Source organism: Pseudomonas sp. GW821-FHT02H06 (assembly GCF_059421525.1).
Window position 1 is genome coordinate 399,010 of the sequence record NZ_JBWKVD010000003.1, and the last position, 20,271, is coordinate 419,280.

Below are 20,271 nucleotides of genomic sequence, written 5' to 3' on the forward strand. Positions count from 1 at the left end.
TTTCAGAAAAAGCTCAGTCCCACCTGAAACAGTCGCTCGACGTCGCGGATGTACTTTTTATCCACAAGGAACATGACCACGTGATCGCCTGATTCGATCACCGTGCTGTCATGGGCGATGATCACCTGATCGGCGCGGGTGATAGCGCCAATGGTCGTGCCGGGCGGCAAGTTGATGTGCATGATGGCTTTGCCGATCACCTTGCTGGATTTGGCATCGCCATGGGCGACGATCTCGATGGCTTCCGCCGCGCCCCGACGCAACGAATGCACGCTGACGATATCGCCGCGCCGCACATGCGCCAGCAACGTACCGATGGTGGCGAGCTGAGGACTGACCGCGACATCTATCTCTCCCCCTTGCACCAGGTCGACATAGGCCGGGTTGTTGATGATCGTCATCACCTTCTTTGCACCGAGACGTTTGGCCAGCAACGACGACATGATGTTCGCCTCGTCGTCGTTGGTCAGCGCCAGAAACAGGTCGGCGTTATCGATGTTCTCTTCCACGAGAAGGTCGCGATCGGAAGAGCTGCCTTGCAGGATCACCGTGTTGTTGAGCGTGTCAGAGAGGTGACGGCATCGGGCGGGATTCATCTCGATGATCTTGACCTGATAGCGGTTCTCGATGGCCTCCGCCAGCCGCTCGCCGATCTGCCCGCCGCCGGCAATCACGATGCGCTTGTAGCTCACATCCAGACGACGCATCTCGCCCATGACGGCGCGAATATCCGCTTTGGCAGCGATGAAAAAGACCTCGTCGTCAGCCTCGATAACCGTATCGCCCTGAGGAATGATCGGACGGTCGCGACGGAAAATAGCCGCGACGCGAGTCTCGACATTGGGCATGTGCGTGCGCAGTTGACGCAGTTGCTGCCCCACCAGAGGGCCGCCGTAGTACGCCTTGACCGCCACCATCTGCACCTTGCCGCCGGCGAAGTCGATGACTTGCAGCGCGCTGGGGTATTCGATGAGCCGCTTGATGTAATGGGTGACCACTTGCTCAGGGCTGATCAGCACGTCCACGGGAATGGCGCTGTTGGCGAACAGGCCTGAGCGGGTCAGGTACGCCGACTCGCGAACCCGGGCAATCTTGGTCGGGGTCTGGAACAGCGTGTACGCGACCTGGCAGGCGACCATGTTGGTCTCGTCGCTGCTGGTCACGGCCACCAGCATGTCGGCGTCGTCGGCGCCGGCCTGACGCAGCACGGTTGGAAATGAGCCGCGACCGTGGACAGTGCGGATATCGAGGCGATCACCCAGCGCCCGCAGACGATCCTGATCGGTGTCCACGACGGTGATGTCGTTGGCTTCGCTGGCCAGGTGCTCGGCCAGCGTACCGCCGACCTGCCCTGCGCCGAGAATGATGATCTTCAATCAGTCTCTCCTTGAAATGATGATTCCGTCACACCGGGTACTTGTCTTCACGCCGCCGCAATCTTGATCAGTTTGGCGTAGTAAAACCCGTCATGCCCGCCTTCCTGCGCCAGCAACTGACGGCCGTGGGGCTGCTTCAGACCGGGAGGCGGATTGCCTTGCTGACCGGCAATGTCCAGCTCCCGAGCCCCCGACGTACGCGCCAGGAATGCATCAATGACTTCGGTGTTTTCAGTCGGCAGGGTCGAGCATGTGGCGTATAGCAAGATCCCGCCGACCTGCAGCGTCGGCCACAGCGCGTCGAGCAATTCGCCCTGCAGCGCGGCGAGGGCAGGAATATCATCGGCCTGACGGGTCAGCTTGATGTCGGGGTGGCGGCGAATGACGCCAGTCGCCGAGCAAGGCGCGTCCAGCAGAATGCGCTGGAAGGGTTTGCCATCCCACCATAGATCCGTGGCGCGGGCGTCGGCGGCGATGAGTTCGGCACTTAGGCCCAGGCGATCCAGGTTCTCTTTGACCCGCACCATGCGCTTGGCTTCAAGGTCCACCGCAACCACGCCTGCCAGGCCCGGTTGGACTTCCAGCAGATGGCAGGTCTTGCCACCCGGTGCGCAACAGGCGTCCAGCACACGTTGACCCGGCGCCAGCTCCAACAAGTCGGCGGCCAATTGCGCTGCCTCATCCTGAACGCTGATCCAGCCCTCGGCGAAACCCGGCAGCGAGCGAACATCGCCCGGTTCGGTAAGCACGATGCCGTCCTGGCTGAACGTGCTCGGCGCCGCTGCGGTGCCTGCGTCCAGTAACAGCTGAAGGTATTGCTCGCGGGTGTTGTGCCGACGGTTGACCCGTAAAATCATCGGCGGGTGGGCGTTGTTTGCCGCACAAATCGCTTCCCAATGCTCAGGCCAGGCGGCTTTCAACGCTTTTTGCAGCCAGCGTGGATGAGCAGTGCGCACCACCGGATCGTGTTCCAGTTCTGTCAGCAGTGCCTCACCTTCCCGTTGGGCTCGACGCAGCACGGCGTTGAGCAGCGCTTTTGCCCACGGTTTTTTCAGTTTGTCGGCGCAGCCCACGGTTTCGCCGATAGCGGCGTGGGCAGGAATCCGCGAATAGAACAGCTGATACAGGCCCACCAGCAATAAAGCCTGCACGTCGTTATCAGCGGTTTTGAAGGGTTTCTGCAGCAGCTTGGCCGCCAGCGCGGAGAGCCTTGGCTCCCAACGCGCGGTGCCAAATGCCAGATCCTGGGTCAGGCCGCGGTCGCGGTCTTCAACCTTGTCCAGTTGCGCGGGCAAGGAGCTGTTCAGCGATGCCTTGCCACTCAGTACGGCAGCCAGGGCCTTGGCTGCGGCCAGACGCGGGTTCATTGAGCATCCACCGCTTGGCCGAGGACAGTGCCGACGGCGAACTTCTCGCGGCGGCTGTTGAACAGGTCAGCGAAGCCCAGCGGTTTGCCGCCGGGGAGTTGCAGACGCTTCAGACGCAGCGCGCCGTCACCGCACGCGACCAGCAGGCCGTCTTTGCTTGCGTCGATGATGCTGCCGGGCGTGCCCTCCCCGTCGGCGATCTGCGCGGCCAGAACCTTCAGCGCTTCGCCGTTGAGCGTGGTGTGGCAGATCGGCCATGGGTTGAAGGCGCGTACCAGTCGCTCCAGCTCGACGGCCGGGCGGGTCCAGTCGATACGTGCTTCATCTTTGTTCAGTTTGTGCGCATAGGTGGCGAGGCTGTCGTCCTGTACTTCGCCCACCAGCGTACCGTCTGCCAGGCCGGCAATGGCATGAATCACCGCAGGCGGGCCGAGCTCAGCGAGACGATCGTGCAGCGTACCGCCGGTGTCGTCGGCCGTGATCGGGGTCGTCACCTTGAGCAGCATCGGGCCGGTGTCCAGCCCCGCTTCCATACGCATGACCGTCACGCCGCTTTCGGCATCGCCGGCCTGCACCGCGCGCTGGATCGGCGCAGCACCGCGCCAGCGTGGGAGCAACGAGGCGTGGCTGTTGATGCAGCCCAGACGCGGAATATCCAGTACGGCCTGCGGAAGGATCAGGCCATAGGCGACCACGACCAGCAGGTCCGGTTGCAACGCGGCCAGCTCGGCCTGGGCTTCGGGTGCGCGCAAGGTGGGCGGCTGCATGACAGGAATAGTGTGCTGAAGGGCAAGCTGCTTGACCGGGCTCGGCATCAGCTTCTGACCACGACCGGCCGGGCGATCTGGCTGGGTGTACACCGCAATGACGTCGTGGGGACTGTCGAGCAGGGCTTTCAAATGCTCGGCGGCGAATTCCGGAGTGCCGGCGAACACGATGCGCAGTGGCTCAGTCATGGGCTTCTCTTGAGTATGACGGTAGAAACGCGCTTGCCCGCGATGGCGTGGTGTCAGCCGACAAATGCGGCAGAGGACAGGTCGCTATCGCGGGCAAACGGGCTCCTACGGTAGAAAGGAGGATGGCGGGATCAGGCGTTTTGCTTGTGGAGTTTTTCCAGCTTCTTCTTGATCCGGTCGCGCTTGAGATTGGACAGGTAATCAACGAACAGCTTGCCGTTCAGGTGATCGCATTCGTGCTGGATGCACACGGCGAGCAGGCCTTCGGCGATGAACTCGTAGGGCTGGCCCTCACGGTCCAGCGCCTTGACCTTGACCCGTTGCGGGCGATCCACGTTTTCGTAGAAACCTGGAACAGACAGGCAGCCTTCCTGGTACTGGTCCATCTCGTCGGTGAGCGGCTCGATCTCGGGGTTGATGAACACCCGCGGCTCGCTGCGATCCTCGGAGAGATCCATCACCACCACGCGCTTGTGTACGTTAACCTGCGTCGCGGCCAGACCGATGCCAGGCGCTTCGTACATGGTTTCAAACATGTCGTCGACCAACTGGCGAATGCCGTCGTCCACTTCAGCCACCGGCTTGGCGATGGTGCGCAGGCGCGAATCGGGAAATTCGAGGATGTTTAGAATGGCCATATACGTAAGGGATGCACTGTAGGGTAAAGTCAAAATCGGCTGCTAGGCTTGGGACGTCACAAGCTGCAGCCCTAGTAAAACCGGAAGTCTCGCAAGACTCAGCGTTTCACGCGAAGCCAACATGATAAAGGGATTCACCGCATGAGGAAATCACTACTCGCCCTGCTGCTGTTGGCCGCGACAGGCCTTGTCCAGGCGCAAGTACAGCTCAGGGATGGCCATCCACAGAGTTACACCGTCGTCGCCGGTGACACACTTTGGGACATTTCCGGAAAATTTCTTAACCAGCCGTGGAAGTGGCCCCAACTCTGGCGCGCCAATCCTCAGGTTCACGACCCAGATCTGATCTACCCAGGCGATACGCTCAACCTGATTTATGTCGATGGTCAGCCACGCATCGTCGTCAATCGCGGTGAGTCTCGCGGCACCATCAAACTCTCCCCGCGTGTGCGCAGTACGCCGATTGCCGAGGCGATTCCCACCATCCCGCTGGGCGCGATCAATGCGTTTCTGCTGAACAACCGAATCATCGACAACGCCAGCCAGTTTGAAGTCGCGCCTCATGTCGTGGCCGGCCCCGGCGAGCGGGTGCTGAGTGGTGCGGGTGATCGCATCTATGCCCGGGGCCAGTTCGAGCCGAGCCATGTGTCGTACGGCATCTATCGCAAGGGCAAGACCTACGTCGATCCGGTGAGCGGCGTGGTGCTGGGCATCAATGCCGATGACATCGGCAGCGGCCAAATCGTTGCCAGCGAAGGTGACGTGGCGACGTTGCAACTGCAGCGCTCGACCCAGGAAGTACGCCTCGGCGATCGGCTCTTCGTCAGTGAAGAACGCGGAATCAATTCTACCTTTGTCCCTAGTGAGCCCCAGCAACCGATCAGCGGCACTATCATCGATGTGCCCCGGGGCGTGACCCAGATCGGCGAGTTCGACGTGGTGACCATCGACCGTGGCCGACTGGATGGCTTGGCCGAAGGCAACGTGCTGGCCATCTACAAGACCGGCGAAACGGTGCGTGACCGGGTCAACGGTGATCAGGTCAAAATTCCCGACGAGCGCTCAGGGCTGCTGATGGTCTTCCGCACGTACGAGCGACTGAGCTACGGCATGGTGCTGCACGCAACCCGATCTCTGGCGGTTCAGGACAAAGTCCGCAATCCGTAATGCTATGTATCAGCTGCAAATCACTTTTCTCCACCGGCATGCTTCACTTATCAAATTGTTGTTAACAGACTTATCCACAGCTTGATCCACTGATTAAGGTGGGTCTCGGATCAAGGAAGATGACATGCCGTTGTTCGAAAAGGCCGGTCAGTCGCCGGCTGAGCTGGAAGCCCGTTTGCGTCTGCATCGGCTGCCGGAAGTCGGTCCAAAACGTTTTCACACCCTCATCGATGCGTTCGGCAGCGCCTCTGCCGCGTTGAGTGCGCCGGCTTCGGCATGGCGATCTCTGCGGCTGCCGGCGGCCAGTGCCGAGGCCCGTCGCAGTGCCGAAGTGCGCGACGGTGCCAGTGCTGCACTGGCCTGGTTAGAGCGTCCGGGCCAGCATTTGCTGATGTGGGACGACCCTGACTACCCTGCGCTGTTGGCAGAAATCCCGGATCCACCGCCCCTGCTCTTCATCGCCGGAAACCGTGCATTGCTTGATCGTCCGCAGTTGGGAATGGTGGGCAGTCGACGCGCTTCCAAGCCTGGACTCGACACCGCGGCGGCGTTCGCGCGGAGCCTGGCCGGTGCCGGTTTTGTCATCACCAGCGGGCTGGCGCTGGGTATCGACGGCGCCGCGCATCAAGGTGCTCTGGACGTAAAAGGCGGGACAATCGGCGTACTGGGCACCGGCATCGAAAAACTTTATCCACAGCGGCATCGTCAACTTGCGGCGCGTATGGTGGCCGATGGCGGCGCAGTGATTTCCGAGCTGCCGCTGGACGCGGGCCCCCACGCCAGCAACTTTCCCCGGCGCAATCGAATCATCAGCGGTTTGTCCCTGGGCGTGTTGGTGGTCGAGGCCAGCGTTGCCAGCGGATCACTGATCACGGCACGGCTTGCCGCCGAGCAGGGCCGTGAGGTCTATGCCATCCCCGGCTCGATCCATCATCCGGGCGCCAGGGGTTGTCACCAGCTGATCCGTGAGGGGGCAGTGCTGGTGGAAACCATCGACCATATTCTTGAAGCGCTGCAGGGTTGGAAAAATATCGCCCCGAGTCATGACGTCGTTGATAAACCGTCGACCCCGCTTCATCCGCTGCTCGCCCTCTTGCACGCAGCGCCGCAAACCGGCGAGGCACTGGCCCATAACAGCGGTTGGCCGTTGCCAAAGGTCCTGGCGGCGCTGACCGAGCTTGAACTCGACAGCAGCGTGGCCTGTGAAGCCGGGCGATGGTTTGCCCGGGCACGCTGAGGTTAAACTGCCCGCCTGCGTAATTTGGGAGAACGGACGATGGTCAGCAGTTGGCGAGTGCAGCAAGCCGCACGAGAAATTCGGGCCGGGGCGGTGATTGCCTATCCAACCGAAGCGGTGTGGGGGTTGGGTTGTGACCCCTGGGATGCAGAGGCGGTGTATCGCCTGCTGGCAATCAAGGCGCGGCCTGTTGATAAGGGCTTGATCCTCATCGCAGACAACATCCGTCAGTTCGATTTCCTCTTCGAGGACTTCCCTGAGCTGTGGATCGACCGCATGGCCAGCACCTGGCCGGGACCGAACACCTGGCTGGTGCCACATCAAGGCCTGTTGCCGGACTGGATCACCGGAAAGCACGACACCGTCGCCCTCCGGGTCAGCGATCACCCGACCGTACGCGAGCTGTGCGCCTTGACCGGTCCACTGGTGTCGACCTCCGCCAACCCGACCGGCCGCCCCGCAGCCCGCTCACGACTGCGCGTTGAGCAGTATTTCCACGAGCAACTGGACATGGTGCTGAGCGGCAGCCTTGGCGGGCGTCGCAACCCGAGTGTGATACGGGATCTGGTCACCGCTGAGGTGGTAAGGGCAGGTTAATGCCCTTCCACTGTTTCGCAGGTTGAGATCAAGGCACCAGAATGATCGACCCAACCGTTCTGCGCCCTGCCAGTTCGGTATGGGCCTTCGCGGCATCCTTGAGGGGAAACTTCTGGATGTCGTCGACCTTCACCTTGCCGCTGGCGACCATTTCAAACACCTCATCCGCCATCGCCTGCAAGGCTTCCGGGGTGTTCGCGTAGGAGCCCAACGTCGGCCGGGTGACGTACAGCGAGCCTTTCTGAGCGAGAACTCCGAGGTTCACCCCGGTCACTGCGCCTGACGCATTGCCGAAACTGACCAGCAGGCCTCGCAATTCCAGGCAATTCAGCGACGTTTCCCACGTGTCTTTGCCCACGCCGTCATAGACCACCGGGACCTTCTTGCCGTCGGTCAATTCCAGTACACGCTGGACCACGTCTTCCTTGCTGTAATCAATCACTTCCCACGCGCCGAGCGCTTTGGCGTGCGCGGCCTTCTCTGCCGAGCTCACCGTGCCGATGAGCTTGACGCCCAAGGCGTTGGCCCACTGGCAGGCGATCGATCCCACGCCGCCGGCAGCGGCATGGAACAGGATGGTTTCTTCAGGGCGGATTTCGTAGGTCTGACGAAACAGGTATTGCACGGTCAGGCCCTTGAGCATGACGGCGGCGCCTTGCTCGAAGCTGATACCGTCAGGCAGTTTGGCGATGTTCGCGGCCGGCGTTACGTGAACGTCCCCGTAGGCACCCAATGGACCGGTGCCGTACACCACCCGGTCGCCGACTTTGACGTGGGTGACTTCGCTGCCGACCGATTCAACCAGTCCCGCGCCTTCGTTGCCCAACCCCGACGGGAACGAAGGCGCCGGGTACAGGCCGCTGCGAAAGTAGGTCTCGATGAAGTTGACGCCAATCGCCTTGTTACGCACGAGCACGTCTTTCGGCCCTGGTGCCGGGGGTTCGAAGTCTACGTACTCGAGCACTTCGGGACCGCCATACGCCTTGAACTGGATACGTTTTGCCATTTGCTTTCTCCGTCATGGATCGGACTTGCAGAGGATGACTGTCGATGCGAAAGGGCTCTATCGGACTCCTTCGTTGGCGCTTCGTCAACTGCGGCAGCCGCCATGCCGGTGATATGCTACGGGCCGAATTTCGCCGACGGGGTTTGCTGAGCGAGGCGTGCTATCAACGCCAAGCCCGGTTGAATCCCGCTCCCGACGCACGTTTCAGTTTATGCAGGTACCGCCATGTCCTTTCGCACCGATGCCGTCAAAGCCTACTTGCTCGATCTTCAGGACCGCATTTGCGCCGCGCTGGAAACCGAAGATGGCAGCGCCCGTTTCGTCGAGGACGCCTGGGAGCGGCCTGCCGGGGGTGGCGGACGGACCCGCGTGATCGAGAATGGCCATATCCTCGAAAAGGGCGGGGTCAATTTTTCCCACGTCTTCGGCGCCGGCCTCCCCCCATCGGCCAGCGCCCATCGACCGGAGCTGGCAGGACGTGGTTTCGAAGCACTCGGCGTGTCGCTGGTGATGCACCCGCACAATCCTCATGTGCCGACTGCCCACGCCAATGTGCGTTTCTTCATTGCAGAGAAAGAAGGCGAAGAACCAGTGTGGTGGTTCGGAGGCGGCTTTGACCTGACGCCCTATTACGGCGTCGAGGAAGACTGCGTTCATTGGCACCGCGTCGCCGAGCAGGCCTGCGCGCCGTTCGGCGCTGACGTCTATCCCCGTTACAAGGCGTGGTGCGATCGCTACTTCCATATCAAGCATCGCAACGAGCCGCGCGGCGTCGGCGGCCTGTTTTTCGATGACCTCAACGAGTGGGATTTCGACACCAGCTTTGCGTTTATCCGCGCCATCGGTGATGCGTTCGTCGAGGCGTATCTGCCCATCGTTCAGCGCCGCAGAGACACTCCGTACACGCCGCAGCAGCGGGAATTTCAGGAGTTCCGCCGTGGGCGTTACGTGGAATTCAATCTGGTGTACGACCGCGGCACCTTGTTCGGGCTGCAATCGGGTGGCCGGACCGAATCGATCCTCATGTCGCTGCCGCCACAAGTGCGCTGGGGCTATGACTGGAAAGCCGAGCCGGGCAGCGAGGAAGCACGCCTGACGGAGTATTTTCTGCAGGATCGCGACTGGCTGGCTGAGGCGGCACAGTGATGACTGATCAGTACGTTGTCTTCGGTAACCCCATCGCCCACAGCAAGTCGCCGCTGATCCATCGCCTGTTCGCCGAGCAAACCGGTCAGGCGCTCGACTACCAGACCTCACTGGCCCCGCTGAACGGCTTCACCGCGTTCGCCAAGGCATTCTTCCAGACCGGCCGTGGCGCCAACGTCACCGTACCGTTCAAGGAAGAAGCGTACCGGATGGCTGATCAGCTGACCGAGCGCGGCCGTCGTGCCGGGGCGGTCAACACGCTGGCGCTTCAAGCGGATGGCAGCCTGCTGGGCGACAACACGGACGGAGCAGGCCTGGTTCGGGACCTGAAGGTCAATCATGGCGTCACGCTCAAGGACAAACGCATCCTTGTGCTCGGAGCTGGCGGCGCGGTGCGGGGCGCGCTGGAACCCTTGCTGGCGGAAGATCCCTACGTGCTGGTGGTTGCCAATCGCACGGTAGCTAAGGCCGAACAACTGGCCGAGGAGTTCGCCGACATCGGCCCGATCCTGCCCGCCGGCTATGACTGGCTAGAAGAGCCGGTGGACATCATTATCAACGCCACGTCGGCGAGCCTGTCGGGCGAAGTCCCGCCCATTGCGCCCAGTCTGATTCAGCCCGGCGTGACCATTTGCTACGACATGATGTACGCCAAGGAGCCGACCGCCTTTTGCCGCTGGGCCACGGAGCACAGCGCCGGACAGGCAGTGGATGGTTTGGGGATGTTGGTCGAGCAGGCCGCCGAGGCGTTTTACCTGTGGCGCGGCGTGCGACCGGAGTCAGCGCCGGTTCTGGCGGAACTGCGACGGTTGATGGTGCAGAACGGATAACGCTCACGTTCCAGGCTGACACTTATTTTGTGGTGGATGCCTGGTCGTCCAGACGCCGCACTGTCACGCTGCAAGCGCGCTCCCACAGACTGATGTTGGTCCTGTAGGAGTGAGCTTGCTCGCGATGCTTCTTGTCGGCGCTTACAACTTGGCCTTAACCGCTGGCAGCGCGTCTTTGTCGTCAACGGTTTTCACGCCGTCGAGCCATTTGTCCAGCACCGCCGGATTGGCTTTCAGCCACGCTTTCAACGCCTCGGTGTTGCTGACCTTCTTGTCCACCACGGTCTGCATGATCGAGTTTTCCATGTCCTGGGTGAACACCAGGTTGGAAAGCAGCTTGGCCACATTCGGGCAGGCGTCGGCGTAACCTTTGCGCGTCACGGTGTAAACGCTGCCGGTATCACCGAAGTATTTCTCGCCGCCTTTCAGGTAGTGCATGCCTTTGATCTGCACGTTCATCGGGTGTGGCGTCCACCCGAGGAACACCACGAATTCCTTCTTCTTCACGTTGCGCTGCACTTCGGCCAGCATCGCCTGCTCGCTAGACTCAACCAACTTCCAGTCACCCAGCTCGAACTCGTTCTTCTTGATGATTTCCTGAATCGACGCGTTGGCCGGAGCGCCCGAGCCGATGCCGTAGATCTTCTTGTGGAACTTGTCGGCAAATTTGTTCAGGTCGGCGAAGTCGTGAACGCCCGCGTCATAGACGTAATCGGGAACCGCGAGGGTGAACTCGGTGCCTTCCAGGTTCTTCGCGTATTGCGTCACGTCACCGGTGGCGATGAATTTGTCGTAGAAGCCCTGCTGCGCCGGCATCCAGTTGCCCAGAAAGACGTCGAGCTGCCCGTCCTTCAGACCGCCATAGGCGATGGGCACCGCCAGGGTGTCGATCTTGGTTTTGTAGCCCATGCCGTCGAGCAAAAAGCCTGCGGTGGCGTTGGTCGCAGCGATATCGCTCCAGCCTGGATCGGCCATCCGCACAGTGCTGCAGCTCGCGTCGGCGGCATAGGCCACGACGCTGCTCAAGCCCAAGACCCCAACCGCCAGCGTGGTGAACAGCTTATTCATGGTGTGCCCCTTTTTGATTTTCTAGGTGTTGGCAGGGTTCAAGGTTGCGGATAACGGGCCTTGCGCTCCAGATCGTCCAGATCAATATGGTTGCGCATGTACTGCTGACTGGCGTCGACCAGCGGCTGGTGATCCCAACTCTTCAGCTTGCCGATGGCCAGCGACTCGGCGACAAAACGCCGGCGCCGCTGACTGGCGAGCACCTGGTGGTGTATCGCCGGAATGTCCCACTTGGCCTGTGCTTCGGCCAGGAACGCAGCGAACAGGTCGCGATGAGCCTCGGATCGACTCAGCTCTTCCTGCTCCTCCGGATCGTTGCGCACGTCATACAGCAGACATGGGTCCCGTTCCGAATAAATGAATTTGTACGCGCCGCGACGAATCATCATCAGCGGACTGTTGGTGCCCTCGGCCATGTACTCGCCAAACACCTCGTCGTGACCGCCCTCACCTTGCAAATGCGGCAGCAGTGAACGGCCATCGAGCGGCAAACCGGCGTCCAGTTGACCGTCAGCCAATGCCACAAAAGTCGGCAACAGGTCAGCGGTGGACACTGCGGCCTGCACACGGCCGGCCTTGAATTGCCCCGGAGCGTACACCAGCAGCGGGACCCGCGCCGACATCTCGAACCAGTGCATTTTGTACCAGAGCCCGCGCTCACCCAGCATGTCGCCATGGTCGCCGGAGAACACAATGATCGTGTCGTCAGCCAAGCCTGTTTCTTCCAGGGTTTTCAGCAGTTTGCCGACGTTGTCATCAATGTAGCTGCATGCGCCGAAATAGGCGCGGCGCGCATCGCGAATCTTTTGCTCAGGCAGCGGCTTGTCCCACAGGTCATAGACTTTCAGCAGGCGCTGAGAATGCGGGTCCAGTTCGGACTGGGCCAACGGTGCGTGGGGCATCGGGATATCGTCGTCGCTGTACAGATTCCAGTAAGACTTGGGGATGGTGTACGGATCGTGGGGATGGGTCATCGACACCGTCAGGCAAAATGGCTGATCGCCGTCTTCGCGCACATGGTCGAACAGATACTGCTGCGCCTTGAACACCACTTCTTCGTCGAAATCGAGCTGATTGGTGCGTACGCAAGGACCGGCCTGCAGCACCGAAGACATATTGTGGTACCAGGTCGGGCGCACATCCGGCTCGTCCCAGTTCACAGCCCAACCATAATCGGCCGGATAGATGTCGCTGGTCAGGCGCTCTTCGTAGCCGTGCAGTTGATCAGGGCCACAGAAGTGCATCTTGCCGGACAGCGCCGTGCGATAGCCGAGACGACGCAGGTAGTGGGCGTAGGTCGGCACATCAGCGGGGAAATCAGCAGCATTATCGTAAGCGCCGATCTTGCTCGGCAACTGACCGCTGACGAGAGTGAAACGCGACGGCGCACACAGCGGACTGTTGCAGTAGGCGGCGTCGAACACCACGCCTTCAGCGGCGAGGCGACTCAAGTGGGGCATCTTGATGGGAGAAGAGGCGTACATCGGCAACATGGGCGCGGCCATCTGATCGGCCATGATGAAAAGAATGTTCTTGCGCTTCATGTTTTCGCGGCATCCCATAGTCATTATTTATGCGAAAGTGCTTTGACCGAGGATGGTGCCCATGCCGTCCACGGTAAAGCCCATGTGCGGCAATGCTTAGGATAAGTACAGCTTATGTTTGAATCCCTTGGTGCCATGTCACTGGATTTGCTACGCGGCTTTGAGGCCGCCGCACGGTTGCGCAGTTTTACCGCTGCGGCTATCGAGCTCGGCACTACTCAGCCGGCCATCAGCCAGCAAATCAAGCGACTGGAAGAGCAACTGGGGACGCGGCTGTTTGATCGCATCTATCGCGGCATTGAGCTGACGGACGCCGGGCAGATTCTCTTCAATCACGTACAGACCGGGCTCGAATCGATGGACGCGGGCCTCAGCGCAATCACCGAGCAGCATCAGCACGAGGTTTTGCAGGTGGCGACCGATTTCGCCTTCGCCGCCTATTGGCTGATGCCGCGCCTGCACCGTTTCCACAAGGACAACCCCGACGTCGACGTCAGCCTGGTCACCAGCGAGCGCAGTCACAGCATGCTGCGCGCGGATATCGATGTGGCCGTGTTGTTCGGCGACGGGCGATTCAAGCAGGGAGAAAGCCATTGGTTGTTCAGCGAGGAAGTGTTCCCGGTCTGCAGCCCGCGATTGCTGAAGGGGCGCGACCTGCCCTTGCCCACCAAGGCGCTGAAAGACTTCGCGCTGCTGCACTTGCGTGGCGAGGGCGGCAACAACTGGTTTGACTGGAGTGGCGTGTTCCGCGCCTTGAATATTCCCCAGGCACCCGCGCCGGGGCAGCTGAGATTCGATAACTACACGCTGCTGATTCAGGCGGCGATCGGCGGCCAGGGCGTGGCCATCGGCTGGCGACATCTGGTGGATGATTTGCTGGAGCAGGGTTTGCTATGCCGCCCGATCGAAGCGAGCGCCGTCTCCGGATACGGGTATTACATCGTCCTGCCGCAACGCAAACGGCGCGTGCAGATCGTGCAGCGGTTCGTGGACTGGTTAAGAAGTGAACAGGCGTTGAGTGGAGATCTTTTGAAGGGCAAGTCGCTGCCGTCGATTGCGGTTTAGGGCCTTCGTGACAAACATTGACGCTGATTTGGCGGCCTATCGATGGTGCCGCAGTTGTAGCTGCGACGCACGACTTGTGGGAGCGAGCTTGCTCGCGAAGAGTCCGGTAGATCCGCTAGATATCCAGCACCGGAAATGCCGTATTCGCGAGCAAGACGAAGCGCCACCCCGGTCACTCCCACACGGGCCTGCCTTAATTCAGCACGCCATCCAGGATTTCATAAACAATCCCGCTGCCAATGGCGATCAACACAACGTCCGGGCCCAGGCGGCGCCATTCGTAGCCGTCGTATTGAGGCAGATATTGCAGCGAGCGTTGGTCCAGTCGACGACCGTAACCGCGTGGCAGCGGGTGGCCTTTGACGATGTGGACGCCGGGAGGCAGTGGCTGACCGCGACCGATGACTTCCCGGTGCTCGCTGATGGTCCGGCGCACGTCGCCGAAGTCGGCAGGAGGACGCCCGCCACGCTGGTTGTTGCCACGGTTATCCGCACGCGGTTCGTTGCGATGGTCGTTGCCGTTGCCGCGATCGCCCTGCGGACCGCCTTGCGGACCATTGGGTTGGCCGTGGTCCTGATGCTGGCCCGGGCCATTGTTATCTCCGCCGCGTTGATCCGGTGGTGCAGCCTGAACCAGCGCGCTGGCGCTGAGCATCAACACGCCCAACCCGGCGATCAAACGATTCGAGACTTTCATGTAGCGCACTCCTGAGCAAATACGGGCAGCAAAAAGGGGTTCAGGACGTGGTCCTGAACCCCTTCGCTGTACGGCTTAGTGTGCTGCCAGAGACCGAGATTCCTCTGTATCAGAAACTTTACCTTCGGCTACGCGGGCTTTACGCACGCCTTGCGACAACTGCGCGCACAAACCCAGCACGCCGCTGACCGCATGTTCCGGCGAAGACGCGTTGGCGATCTGATCGATCAGTGCCGAACCGACGACGACACCGTCGGCCACGCGCGCAATGGCGGCCGCTTGTTCTGCTGTGCGAATACCGAAGCCGACACTGATTGGCAGATCGGTATGGCGGCGAAGGCGTTGCACGGCGTCCTTAACGTGATCAATCGTTGCAGAGCCCGCGCCTGTCACGCCCGCCACCGACACGTAGTAAACGAAACCGGAGCTGCCGTTGAGCACAGTCGGTAAACGAACGTCATCAGTGGTCGGCGTGGTCAGGCGGATGAAGTCCAGACCTGCGTCCTGCGCTGGGTCGCACAACTCGGCGTTGTGCTCCGGCGGCAGGTCCACCACGATCAGCCCGTCGACACCCGACGAATGAGCTTCGGAGATGAAGCGCTCAATGCCGTAGTTGTGGATCGGGTTATAGTAACCCATTAGTACCAGCGGAGTGACGCTGTCCTCTTCACGGAATTCGCGAACCATCTGCAGCGTCTTCGCCAGGTTTTGCTTGGCGTTAAGCGCGCGAATGTTGGCCAGCTGAATTGCCGGGCCGTCGGCCATCGGGTCAGTGAACGGCATACCCAGCTCGATTACATCGGCACCTGCCTTCGGCAATCCCTTGAGGATCGCCAGCGAGGTGTCGTAGCCCGGGTCGCCTGCCGTGATGAACGTCACCAGGGCTGCGCGGTTTTGTTCTTTCAGTTCAGCAAAACGCGTTTGCAGGCGGCTCATCAGTGTTTCTCCTGCTGGGACAGATCCAGGTGGTGCATTACGGTTTGCATGTCCTTGTCGCCACGACCGGACAGGTTGACCACCATCAGGTGATCCTTCGGCAGGTTTGGAGCGCGTTTGAACACTTCAGCCAGGGCGTGGGCGGTTTCCAGCGCCGGGATGATGCCTTCGAGGCGGCAGCATTGGTGGAACGCAGCCAGTGCTTCATCGTCGGTGACCGAGGTGTATTCGACGCGACCGATGTCATGCAACCAAGCGTGCTCAGGGCCAATGCCTGGGTAGTCGAGGCCGGCTGAAATCGAGTGGGCGTCGATAATCTGACCGTCGTTGTCCTGCAACAGGAAGGTGCGGTTGCCGTGCAGTACGCCCGGAACGCCGCCGTTCAGGCTGGCGGCGTGCTTGCCGGTCTCGATGCCGTGGCCGGCCGCTTCGACACCGATGATGCGCACACTCGTGTCATCCAGAAACGGATGAAACAGTCCCATTGCGTTCGAGCCACCGCCGATGCACGCCACCAGACTGTCCGGCAGACGGCCTTCGTGCTCTTGCATCTGAACGCGGGTTTCCTTGCCGATCACGGACTGGAAGTCACGAACCATTGCAGGGTAAGGGTGCGGACCTGCGACGGTGCCGATCAGGTAGAAGGTGCTGTCGACGTTGGTAACCCAGTCACGTAGTGCCTCGTTCATGGCGTCTTTCAGCGTGCCGGTGCCAGCGACCACCGGAATGATCGTGGCGCCCAGCAGCTTCATGCGGAACACGTTGGCTTGCTGACGCTCGATGTCAGTGGTGCCCATGTAAATGACGCATTCCAGGCCAAAGCGTGCCGCCACGGTAGCGGTGGCAACGCCGTGCATGCCGGCGCCGGTCTCGGCGATGATGCGTTTTTTGCCCATGCGCCGTGCCAGCAGGATCTGGCCGATGCAGTTATTGATCTTGTGCGCGCCGGTATGGTTGAGCTCTTCGCGCTTCAGGTAAATCTTGGCGCCGCCACAGTGTTCGGTCAGGCGCTCGGCGAAGTACAGCGGGTTTGGACGACCCACGTAATCGCGCTGGAAGTACTCCAGATCTTTCAGGAACGAAGGATCATTCTTCGCGATTTCGTACTCGCGGTTCAGATCAAGGATCAGCGGCATCAAGGTTTCAGCGACATAACGCCCGCCGAAGGCACCGAACATGCCACGGTCGTCCGGGCCTTCGCGGTATGCAGTTTGGGTCTGGGTCATGTGGACCTCCGGAGATACGAATAGAGTTAGCCGTCAGGCAGTGATCACACTCTAACCAGCGCCAGCGACGATGAAAACCGATAAGATCGGGGCAACCTGTCAGGAAAACTCACACATCCCATGAGCCGAGACCTTCCGCCCCTCAACGCATTGCGTGCTTTTGAAGCCACCGCCCGGCTGAACAGTGTCAGTCAGGCGGCTGAGCAATTGCACGTGACCCATGGTGCCGTGAGTCGCCAGCTGAAAGTGCTGGAGGAACACTTGGGTGTGAGCCTGTTCAGCAAAGATGGACGTGGCCTGAAACTCACAGATGCAGGCATTCGGTTGCGGGATGCGAGTGCCGAAGCATTTGATCGTCTGCGTGGTGTCTGTGCTGAGCTTAGCCAGGGCAGCGCGAATGCGCCGTTCGTATTGGGCTGCTCTGGAAGCCTATTGGCACGCTGGTTCATTCCAAGGCTGGGGCGCCTGAATGCTGACCTCCCCGACCTGCGCCTGCACCTCTCCGCAGGAGAAGGCGACCTTGACCCGCGACGTCCCGGGCTGGATGCCCTGCTGATTTTCGCCGAACCGCCATGGCCTACGGACATGCAGGTCTTCGAGCTTGCCAGCGAGCGCATCGGGCCGGTGATGAGTCCACGATTCGCGCGGTTCGACGAGCTGCGACACGCCCCGGTCCATGCGCTGTTGGGCGAGCCATTGCTGCAGACCACATCGCGGCTGCAAGCCTGGCCGGCATGGGCGACGCAAAACGGCATCGAGCCCGACGCGCTGAGCTACGGACAGGATTTCGAGCATTTGTATTATTTACTGGAAGCGGCCGTTGCAGGGCTTGGCGTGGCGATCGCGCCGGAGCCGTTGGTGGCTGACGACTTGAAAGCCGGACGCCTGGCCGCGCCATGGGGTTTCAGTGAAACCCCGGCGCAGCTGGCGTTATGGGTACCAAAGCGCGCCGCGGATGGGCGCGCTCAGCACCTGGCTCGATGGCTCAAGCAGGAACTCGAGCGATCGGGGCAGGCTTGATCAGCCGCGCTTGCACAGCAGGTAAGCTGCCAGCAGGCCGATTGCGCCAACGGCGACGCCTGCGGTAGTCCAAGGGTGCTCTTGGGCGTAGTCACGGGTCGCAACGCTGGTTTCGCGAGTTTTGACTTTGACGTCTTCGTAGACATCGCTCAACAGGCTGCGCGAATGGCTCAGCGCGCTTTCAGCGTTGGCTTTCAGGTTTTTCAGAGTCTTGCGCGACTCGTCGGAAGCGTCGGACTTCAAGCCTTCCAGCGACTTGAGCAGACTCTCGATCTCGGCTTCCATGCTTTGCAACGACGCTTTACGGGATGACGTGAATGCCATGATTTGACTCTCCTGCTGTGATGAGTGGCGTGTGTTGTTTCCGACTACAGGGTTTCGAGAAAGTGCAGTGCGTAATGCGAAGTGCCGTTTCTTCTGAACTTTTAGGCCGCATTTCGGCACAGAGATAGTGAACACAATCACTGCGGCGCTGCCACCGCGCAACACCTTTCAGGAGAACTGCCATGTCTGATCATCACACCTACAAAATGCTGGAGCTGGTCGGGTCATCGACCGTGAGCACCGACGACGCGATCCAGAACGCTATTGCCCAGGCTGCCAAGTCCGTGAAGCTCATGGAATGGTTCGAAGTGCTGGAAACCCGCGGCCACATCGAAGACGGCAAAGTCGGTCACTTCCAGGTGACCATCAAGGTTGGCTTCCGCATCGACAACAGCTGAGTCGCTGAACTTTTAGAGTGGCCGAGTGCCACAACCTTCGCTATACATACCGCGCAGTCGTGACTTTTTCCAAGGTTCATGACGCTGGTTCATGTAGTCAGGCCGCCCCGATTGGAGCGGCCTTGTTGATCCGAAAATGCGCCTGACGAGGGGATGTACCGATGAAAAAAGTTCTGTTGGCCATAGGCTTGTTGAGCATTGCGGGCACTACGATGGCCGCTGGTAAATCGTGCGATGACGTGAAAGCCGACATCGACGCGAAGATCAAAGCCAAGGGCGTCGCCTCCTACACGCTGGAAGCTGTAGAAAAAGGCAGCTCGGCGGACGGTAAGGTTGTTGGCACCTGCGAAGGCGGCAACAAGGAAATCGTTTACAAGCGCGGCTGATCTCGGCCCGCTGATACAAAAAAACCGGCGCATATGGCGTCGGTTTTTTTGTTTATGGCAGGACAGGTTTCAGCGAAAGGCCGTGACTCAGCCCCTCGCCGCTTGCGCCAAGATCTCGTAAGAGCGTAGGCGATCGGCATGTTCGTACATGTCACAGGTGAAGATCAGCTCATCTGCGTCGGTCTGCTCAAGCAGCACATCCAGCTTCGCACGAATCTTCTCCGGACCGCCGACGACCGCCAGCCCCAGGAAATCCATCACCGCATCACGTTCATGGGGCAGCCACAAACCATTCATGCTCTCGACGGGCGGCTTCTGCATCAGACTCTGCCCACGCATCAGGCTCAGGATGCGTTGGTACACCGACGTCACCAGGTATTCAGCTCGCTCGTCGGTCTCTGCGGCGGCCAACGGGACGCCGAGCATCACGTAGGGCTTGTCGAGGACGTCCGAAGGTTTGAAGTGACTGCGGTAGACCCGAATCGCTTCGTGCATGAAGCGTGGCGCGAAGTGCGACGCGAATGCATAGGGCAGCCCCCGCTCACCGGCCAGTTGAGCACTGAACAGGCTCGAACCCAGCAACCAGATCGGCACATTGGTATTGGTGCCGGGCACAGCGAGAACGCGCTGATGGGGCTGACGCGGCCCGAGGTAGTTGACCAGTTCGGTCACGTCATCCGGGAAATCATCGGCACTGCCTGAGCGCTCGCGACGCAGGGCGCGGGCCGTCATCTGATCGGAACCCGGCGCGCGGCCAAGACCGAGGTCGATCCGCCCCGGAAACAAGCTTTCCAGCGTGCCGAACTGCTCGGCGATTACCAGCGGCGCGTGGTTGGGCAGCATGATCCCGCCCGACCCGACCCGAATGGTCGACGTGCCGCCGGCCAGATAGGCCAGCAGAACAGAAGTTGCCGAACTGGCGATGCCGTCCATGTTGTGGTGCTCGGCCACCCAGAAACGGTTGTAGCCCCATTTCTCGACGTGTTGCGCCAGGTCCAGCGCATTACGCAGCGATTCCGCCGGGCCTTTGTCTTCGCGGACGGGCACCAGATCGAGCGTCGAAATCTTCACATCAGCTAATCGTTTCATAGGCCGTTGTTGATCCTCTTGAGGCTTGAATCGGCGCATCCGTCGGGGACATCACGCGAGCAAACCGGCATTAAGACTAAATATTTGCGTTAAGCCATAGGATAAGGGCGGATTTCAGAGTTGCAATGGGTAAGGCGAAATTTCCTACTAATTTGGTCGGATTTAACGTTGCGCCCGTCCGCAAAAAAGCACATGGGG

Annotated in this window: 21 protein-coding genes; 9 read left to right on the top strand and 12 right to left on the bottom strand. The window is 60.7% G+C overall.

All coding sequences use genetic code 11. The features are described from left to right. Positions 1–2: 2 nt before the first annotated feature. The 4 genes from trkA to def all read right to left on the bottom strand — a co-directional run bounded on the left by trkA (position 3) and on the right by def (position 4,337). Entirely contained in the window at positions 3–1,376 is a 1,374-nt protein-coding gene (gene trkA / locus AC07VF_RS07825) for a Trk system potassium transporter TrkA (RefSeq protein WP_495008311.1), read from the bottom strand. Positions 1,377–1,423: 47 nt separating this feature from the next. Beyond that, entirely contained in the window at positions 1,424–2,743 is a 1,320-nt protein-coding gene (gene rsmB / locus AC07VF_RS07830) for a 16S rRNA (cytosine(967)-C(5))-methyltransferase RsmB (protein WP_495008310.1), read from the bottom strand. Beyond that, entirely contained in the window at positions 2,740–3,699 is a 960-nt protein-coding gene (fmt, locus tag AC07VF_RS07835) for a methionyl-tRNA formyltransferase (protein ID WP_495008309.1), read from the bottom strand. Before fmt ends, rsmB begins: the two co-directional genes overlap by 4 nt. Before the next feature lie 131 nt (positions 3,700–3,830). Next, entirely contained in the window at positions 3,831–4,337 is a 507-nt protein-coding gene (def, locus tag AC07VF_RS07840; RefSeq protein WP_172610173.1) for a peptide deformylase, read from the bottom strand. Between the two features lie 141 nt (positions 4,338–4,478). Between def and AC07VF_RS07845 the strand changes: the two genes are divergently transcribed. The 3 genes from AC07VF_RS07845 to tsaC all read left to right on the top strand — a co-directional run bounded on the left by AC07VF_RS07845 (position 4,479) and on the right by tsaC (position 7,338). Further along, entirely contained in the window at positions 4,479–5,504 is a 1,026-nt protein-coding gene (locus AC07VF_RS07845) for a LysM peptidoglycan-binding domain-containing protein (protein ID WP_282365455.1), read from the top strand. Positions 5,505–5,628: 124 nt separating this feature from the next. Further along, on the top strand, positions 5,629–6,741 hold the full coding sequence (gene dprA, locus AC07VF_RS07850) for a DNA-processing protein DprA (RefSeq protein ID WP_495008308.1): 1,113 nt from the start codon (positions 5,629–5,631) through the stop codon (positions 6,739–6,741). A 39-nt stretch (positions 6,742–6,780) separates the two neighbouring features. Continuing rightward, on the top strand, positions 6,781–7,338 hold the full coding sequence (gene tsaC, locus AC07VF_RS07855; protein WP_133774050.1) for an L-threonylcarbamoyladenylate synthase type 1 TsaC: 558 nt from the start codon (positions 6,781–6,783) through the stop codon (positions 7,336–7,338). 28 nt (positions 7,339–7,366) lie between these two features. On the opposite strand, the gene AC07VF_RS07860 is transcribed toward tsaC, so the two are convergent. Then, the gene (locus AC07VF_RS07860; RefSeq protein ID WP_495008307.1) at positions 7,367–8,344 is read right to left on the bottom strand and encodes an NADPH:quinone reductase; all 978 of its coding nucleotides are present in this window, start codon (positions 8,342–8,344) and stop codon (positions 7,367–7,369) included. A 225-nt stretch (positions 8,345–8,569) separates the two neighbouring features. Here AC07VF_RS07860 and hemF point away from each other — a divergent pair, with 225 nt between their 5' ends. Next, on the top strand, positions 8,570–9,490 hold the full coding sequence (hemF, locus tag AC07VF_RS07865; protein WP_346627338.1) for an oxygen-dependent coproporphyrinogen oxidase: 921 nt from the start codon (positions 8,570–8,572) through the stop codon (positions 9,488–9,490). Further along, positions 9,490–10,320: a shikimate dehydrogenase gene (aroE, locus tag AC07VF_RS07870; RefSeq protein ID WP_495008306.1), complete on the top strand. Its 831-nt coding sequence runs from the start codon at positions 9,490–9,492 to the stop codon at positions 10,318–10,320. Before hemF ends, aroE begins: the two co-directional genes overlap by 1 nt. Before the next feature lie 141 nt (positions 10,321–10,461). Here aroE and choX read toward each other — a convergent pair whose 3' ends face one another. Further along, positions 10,462–11,388, bottom strand: a complete 927-nt coding sequence (gene choX, locus AC07VF_RS07875; RefSeq protein WP_495008305.1) for a choline ABC transporter substrate-binding protein — start codon at positions 11,386–11,388, stop codon at positions 10,462–10,464. A 38-nt stretch (positions 11,389–11,426) separates the two neighbouring features. Then, positions 11,427–12,932: a choline-sulfatase gene (gene betC / locus AC07VF_RS07880; protein WP_495008304.1), complete on the bottom strand. Its 1,506-nt coding sequence runs from the start codon at positions 12,930–12,932 to the stop codon at positions 11,427–11,429. A gap of 114 nt (positions 12,933–13,046) precedes the next feature. Between betC and AC07VF_RS07885 the strand changes: the two genes are divergently transcribed. Further along, positions 13,047–13,997, top strand: coding sequence for a choline sulfate utilization transcriptional regulator (locus AC07VF_RS07885; protein ID WP_423572095.1), 951 nt, complete (start codon positions 13,047–13,049; stop codon positions 13,995–13,997). Between the two features lie 193 nt (positions 13,998–14,190). Here the strand turns inward: AC07VF_RS07885 and AC07VF_RS07890 are convergent, their stop codons facing one another. The 3 genes from AC07VF_RS07890 to trpB form a co-directional block, all read right to left on the bottom strand. Next, positions 14,191–14,694, bottom strand: coding sequence for an anti-virulence regulator CigR family protein (locus AC07VF_RS07890; protein ID WP_346631426.1), 504 nt, complete (start codon positions 14,692–14,694; stop codon positions 14,191–14,193). 75 nt (positions 14,695–14,769) lie between these two features. Next, positions 14,770–15,630 carry a tryptophan synthase subunit alpha gene (trpA, locus tag AC07VF_RS07895; protein ID WP_282365463.1) on the bottom strand — a complete coding sequence of 287 codons (861 nt, stop codon included), beginning with the start codon at positions 15,628–15,630 and terminating at the stop codon, positions 14,770–14,772. Next, complete coding sequence (gene trpB, locus AC07VF_RS07900) at positions 15,630–16,856, bottom strand: tryptophan synthase subunit beta (protein ID WP_192174416.1); 1,227 nt, start codon at positions 16,854–16,856, stop codon at positions 15,630–15,632. The genes trpA and trpB overlap by 1 nt, the downstream gene beginning before the upstream one ends. Positions 16,857–16,976: 120 nt before the next feature. Here trpB and AC07VF_RS07905 point away from each other — a divergent pair, with 120 nt between their 5' ends. Then, entirely contained in the window at positions 16,977–17,876 is a 900-nt protein-coding gene (locus AC07VF_RS07905) for a LysR family transcriptional regulator (protein ID WP_495008303.1), read from the top strand. Here AC07VF_RS07905 and AC07VF_RS07910 read toward each other — a convergent pair whose 3' ends face one another. Then, positions 17,877–18,200: an ElaB/YgaM/YqjD family protein gene (locus tag AC07VF_RS07910; protein WP_037017008.1), complete on the bottom strand. Its 324-nt coding sequence runs from the start codon at positions 18,198–18,200 to the stop codon at positions 17,877–17,879. Between the two features lie 182 nt (positions 18,201–18,382). On the opposite strand from AC07VF_RS07910, the gene AC07VF_RS07915 reads away from it, so the two are divergent. Both AC07VF_RS07915 and AC07VF_RS07920 read left to right on the top strand, forming a co-directional pair. Next, positions 18,383–18,598, top strand: coding sequence for a dodecin (locus AC07VF_RS07915; protein ID WP_065987998.1), 216 nt, complete (start codon positions 18,383–18,385; stop codon positions 18,596–18,598). A 161-nt stretch (positions 18,599–18,759) separates the two neighbouring features. Then, positions 18,760–18,984, top strand: a complete 225-nt coding sequence (locus AC07VF_RS07920) for a DUF1161 domain-containing protein (RefSeq protein WP_192174418.1) — start codon at positions 18,760–18,762, stop codon at positions 18,982–18,984. An 87-nt stretch (positions 18,985–19,071) separates the two neighbouring features. Here AC07VF_RS07920 and AC07VF_RS07925 read toward each other — a convergent pair whose 3' ends face one another. After that, the gene (locus tag AC07VF_RS07925) at positions 19,072–20,073 is read right to left on the bottom strand and encodes an LLM class flavin-dependent oxidoreductase (protein ID WP_192174419.1); all 1,002 of its coding nucleotides are present in this window, start codon (positions 20,071–20,073) and stop codon (positions 19,072–19,074) included. Positions 20,074–20,271: the final 198 nt, after the last annotated feature.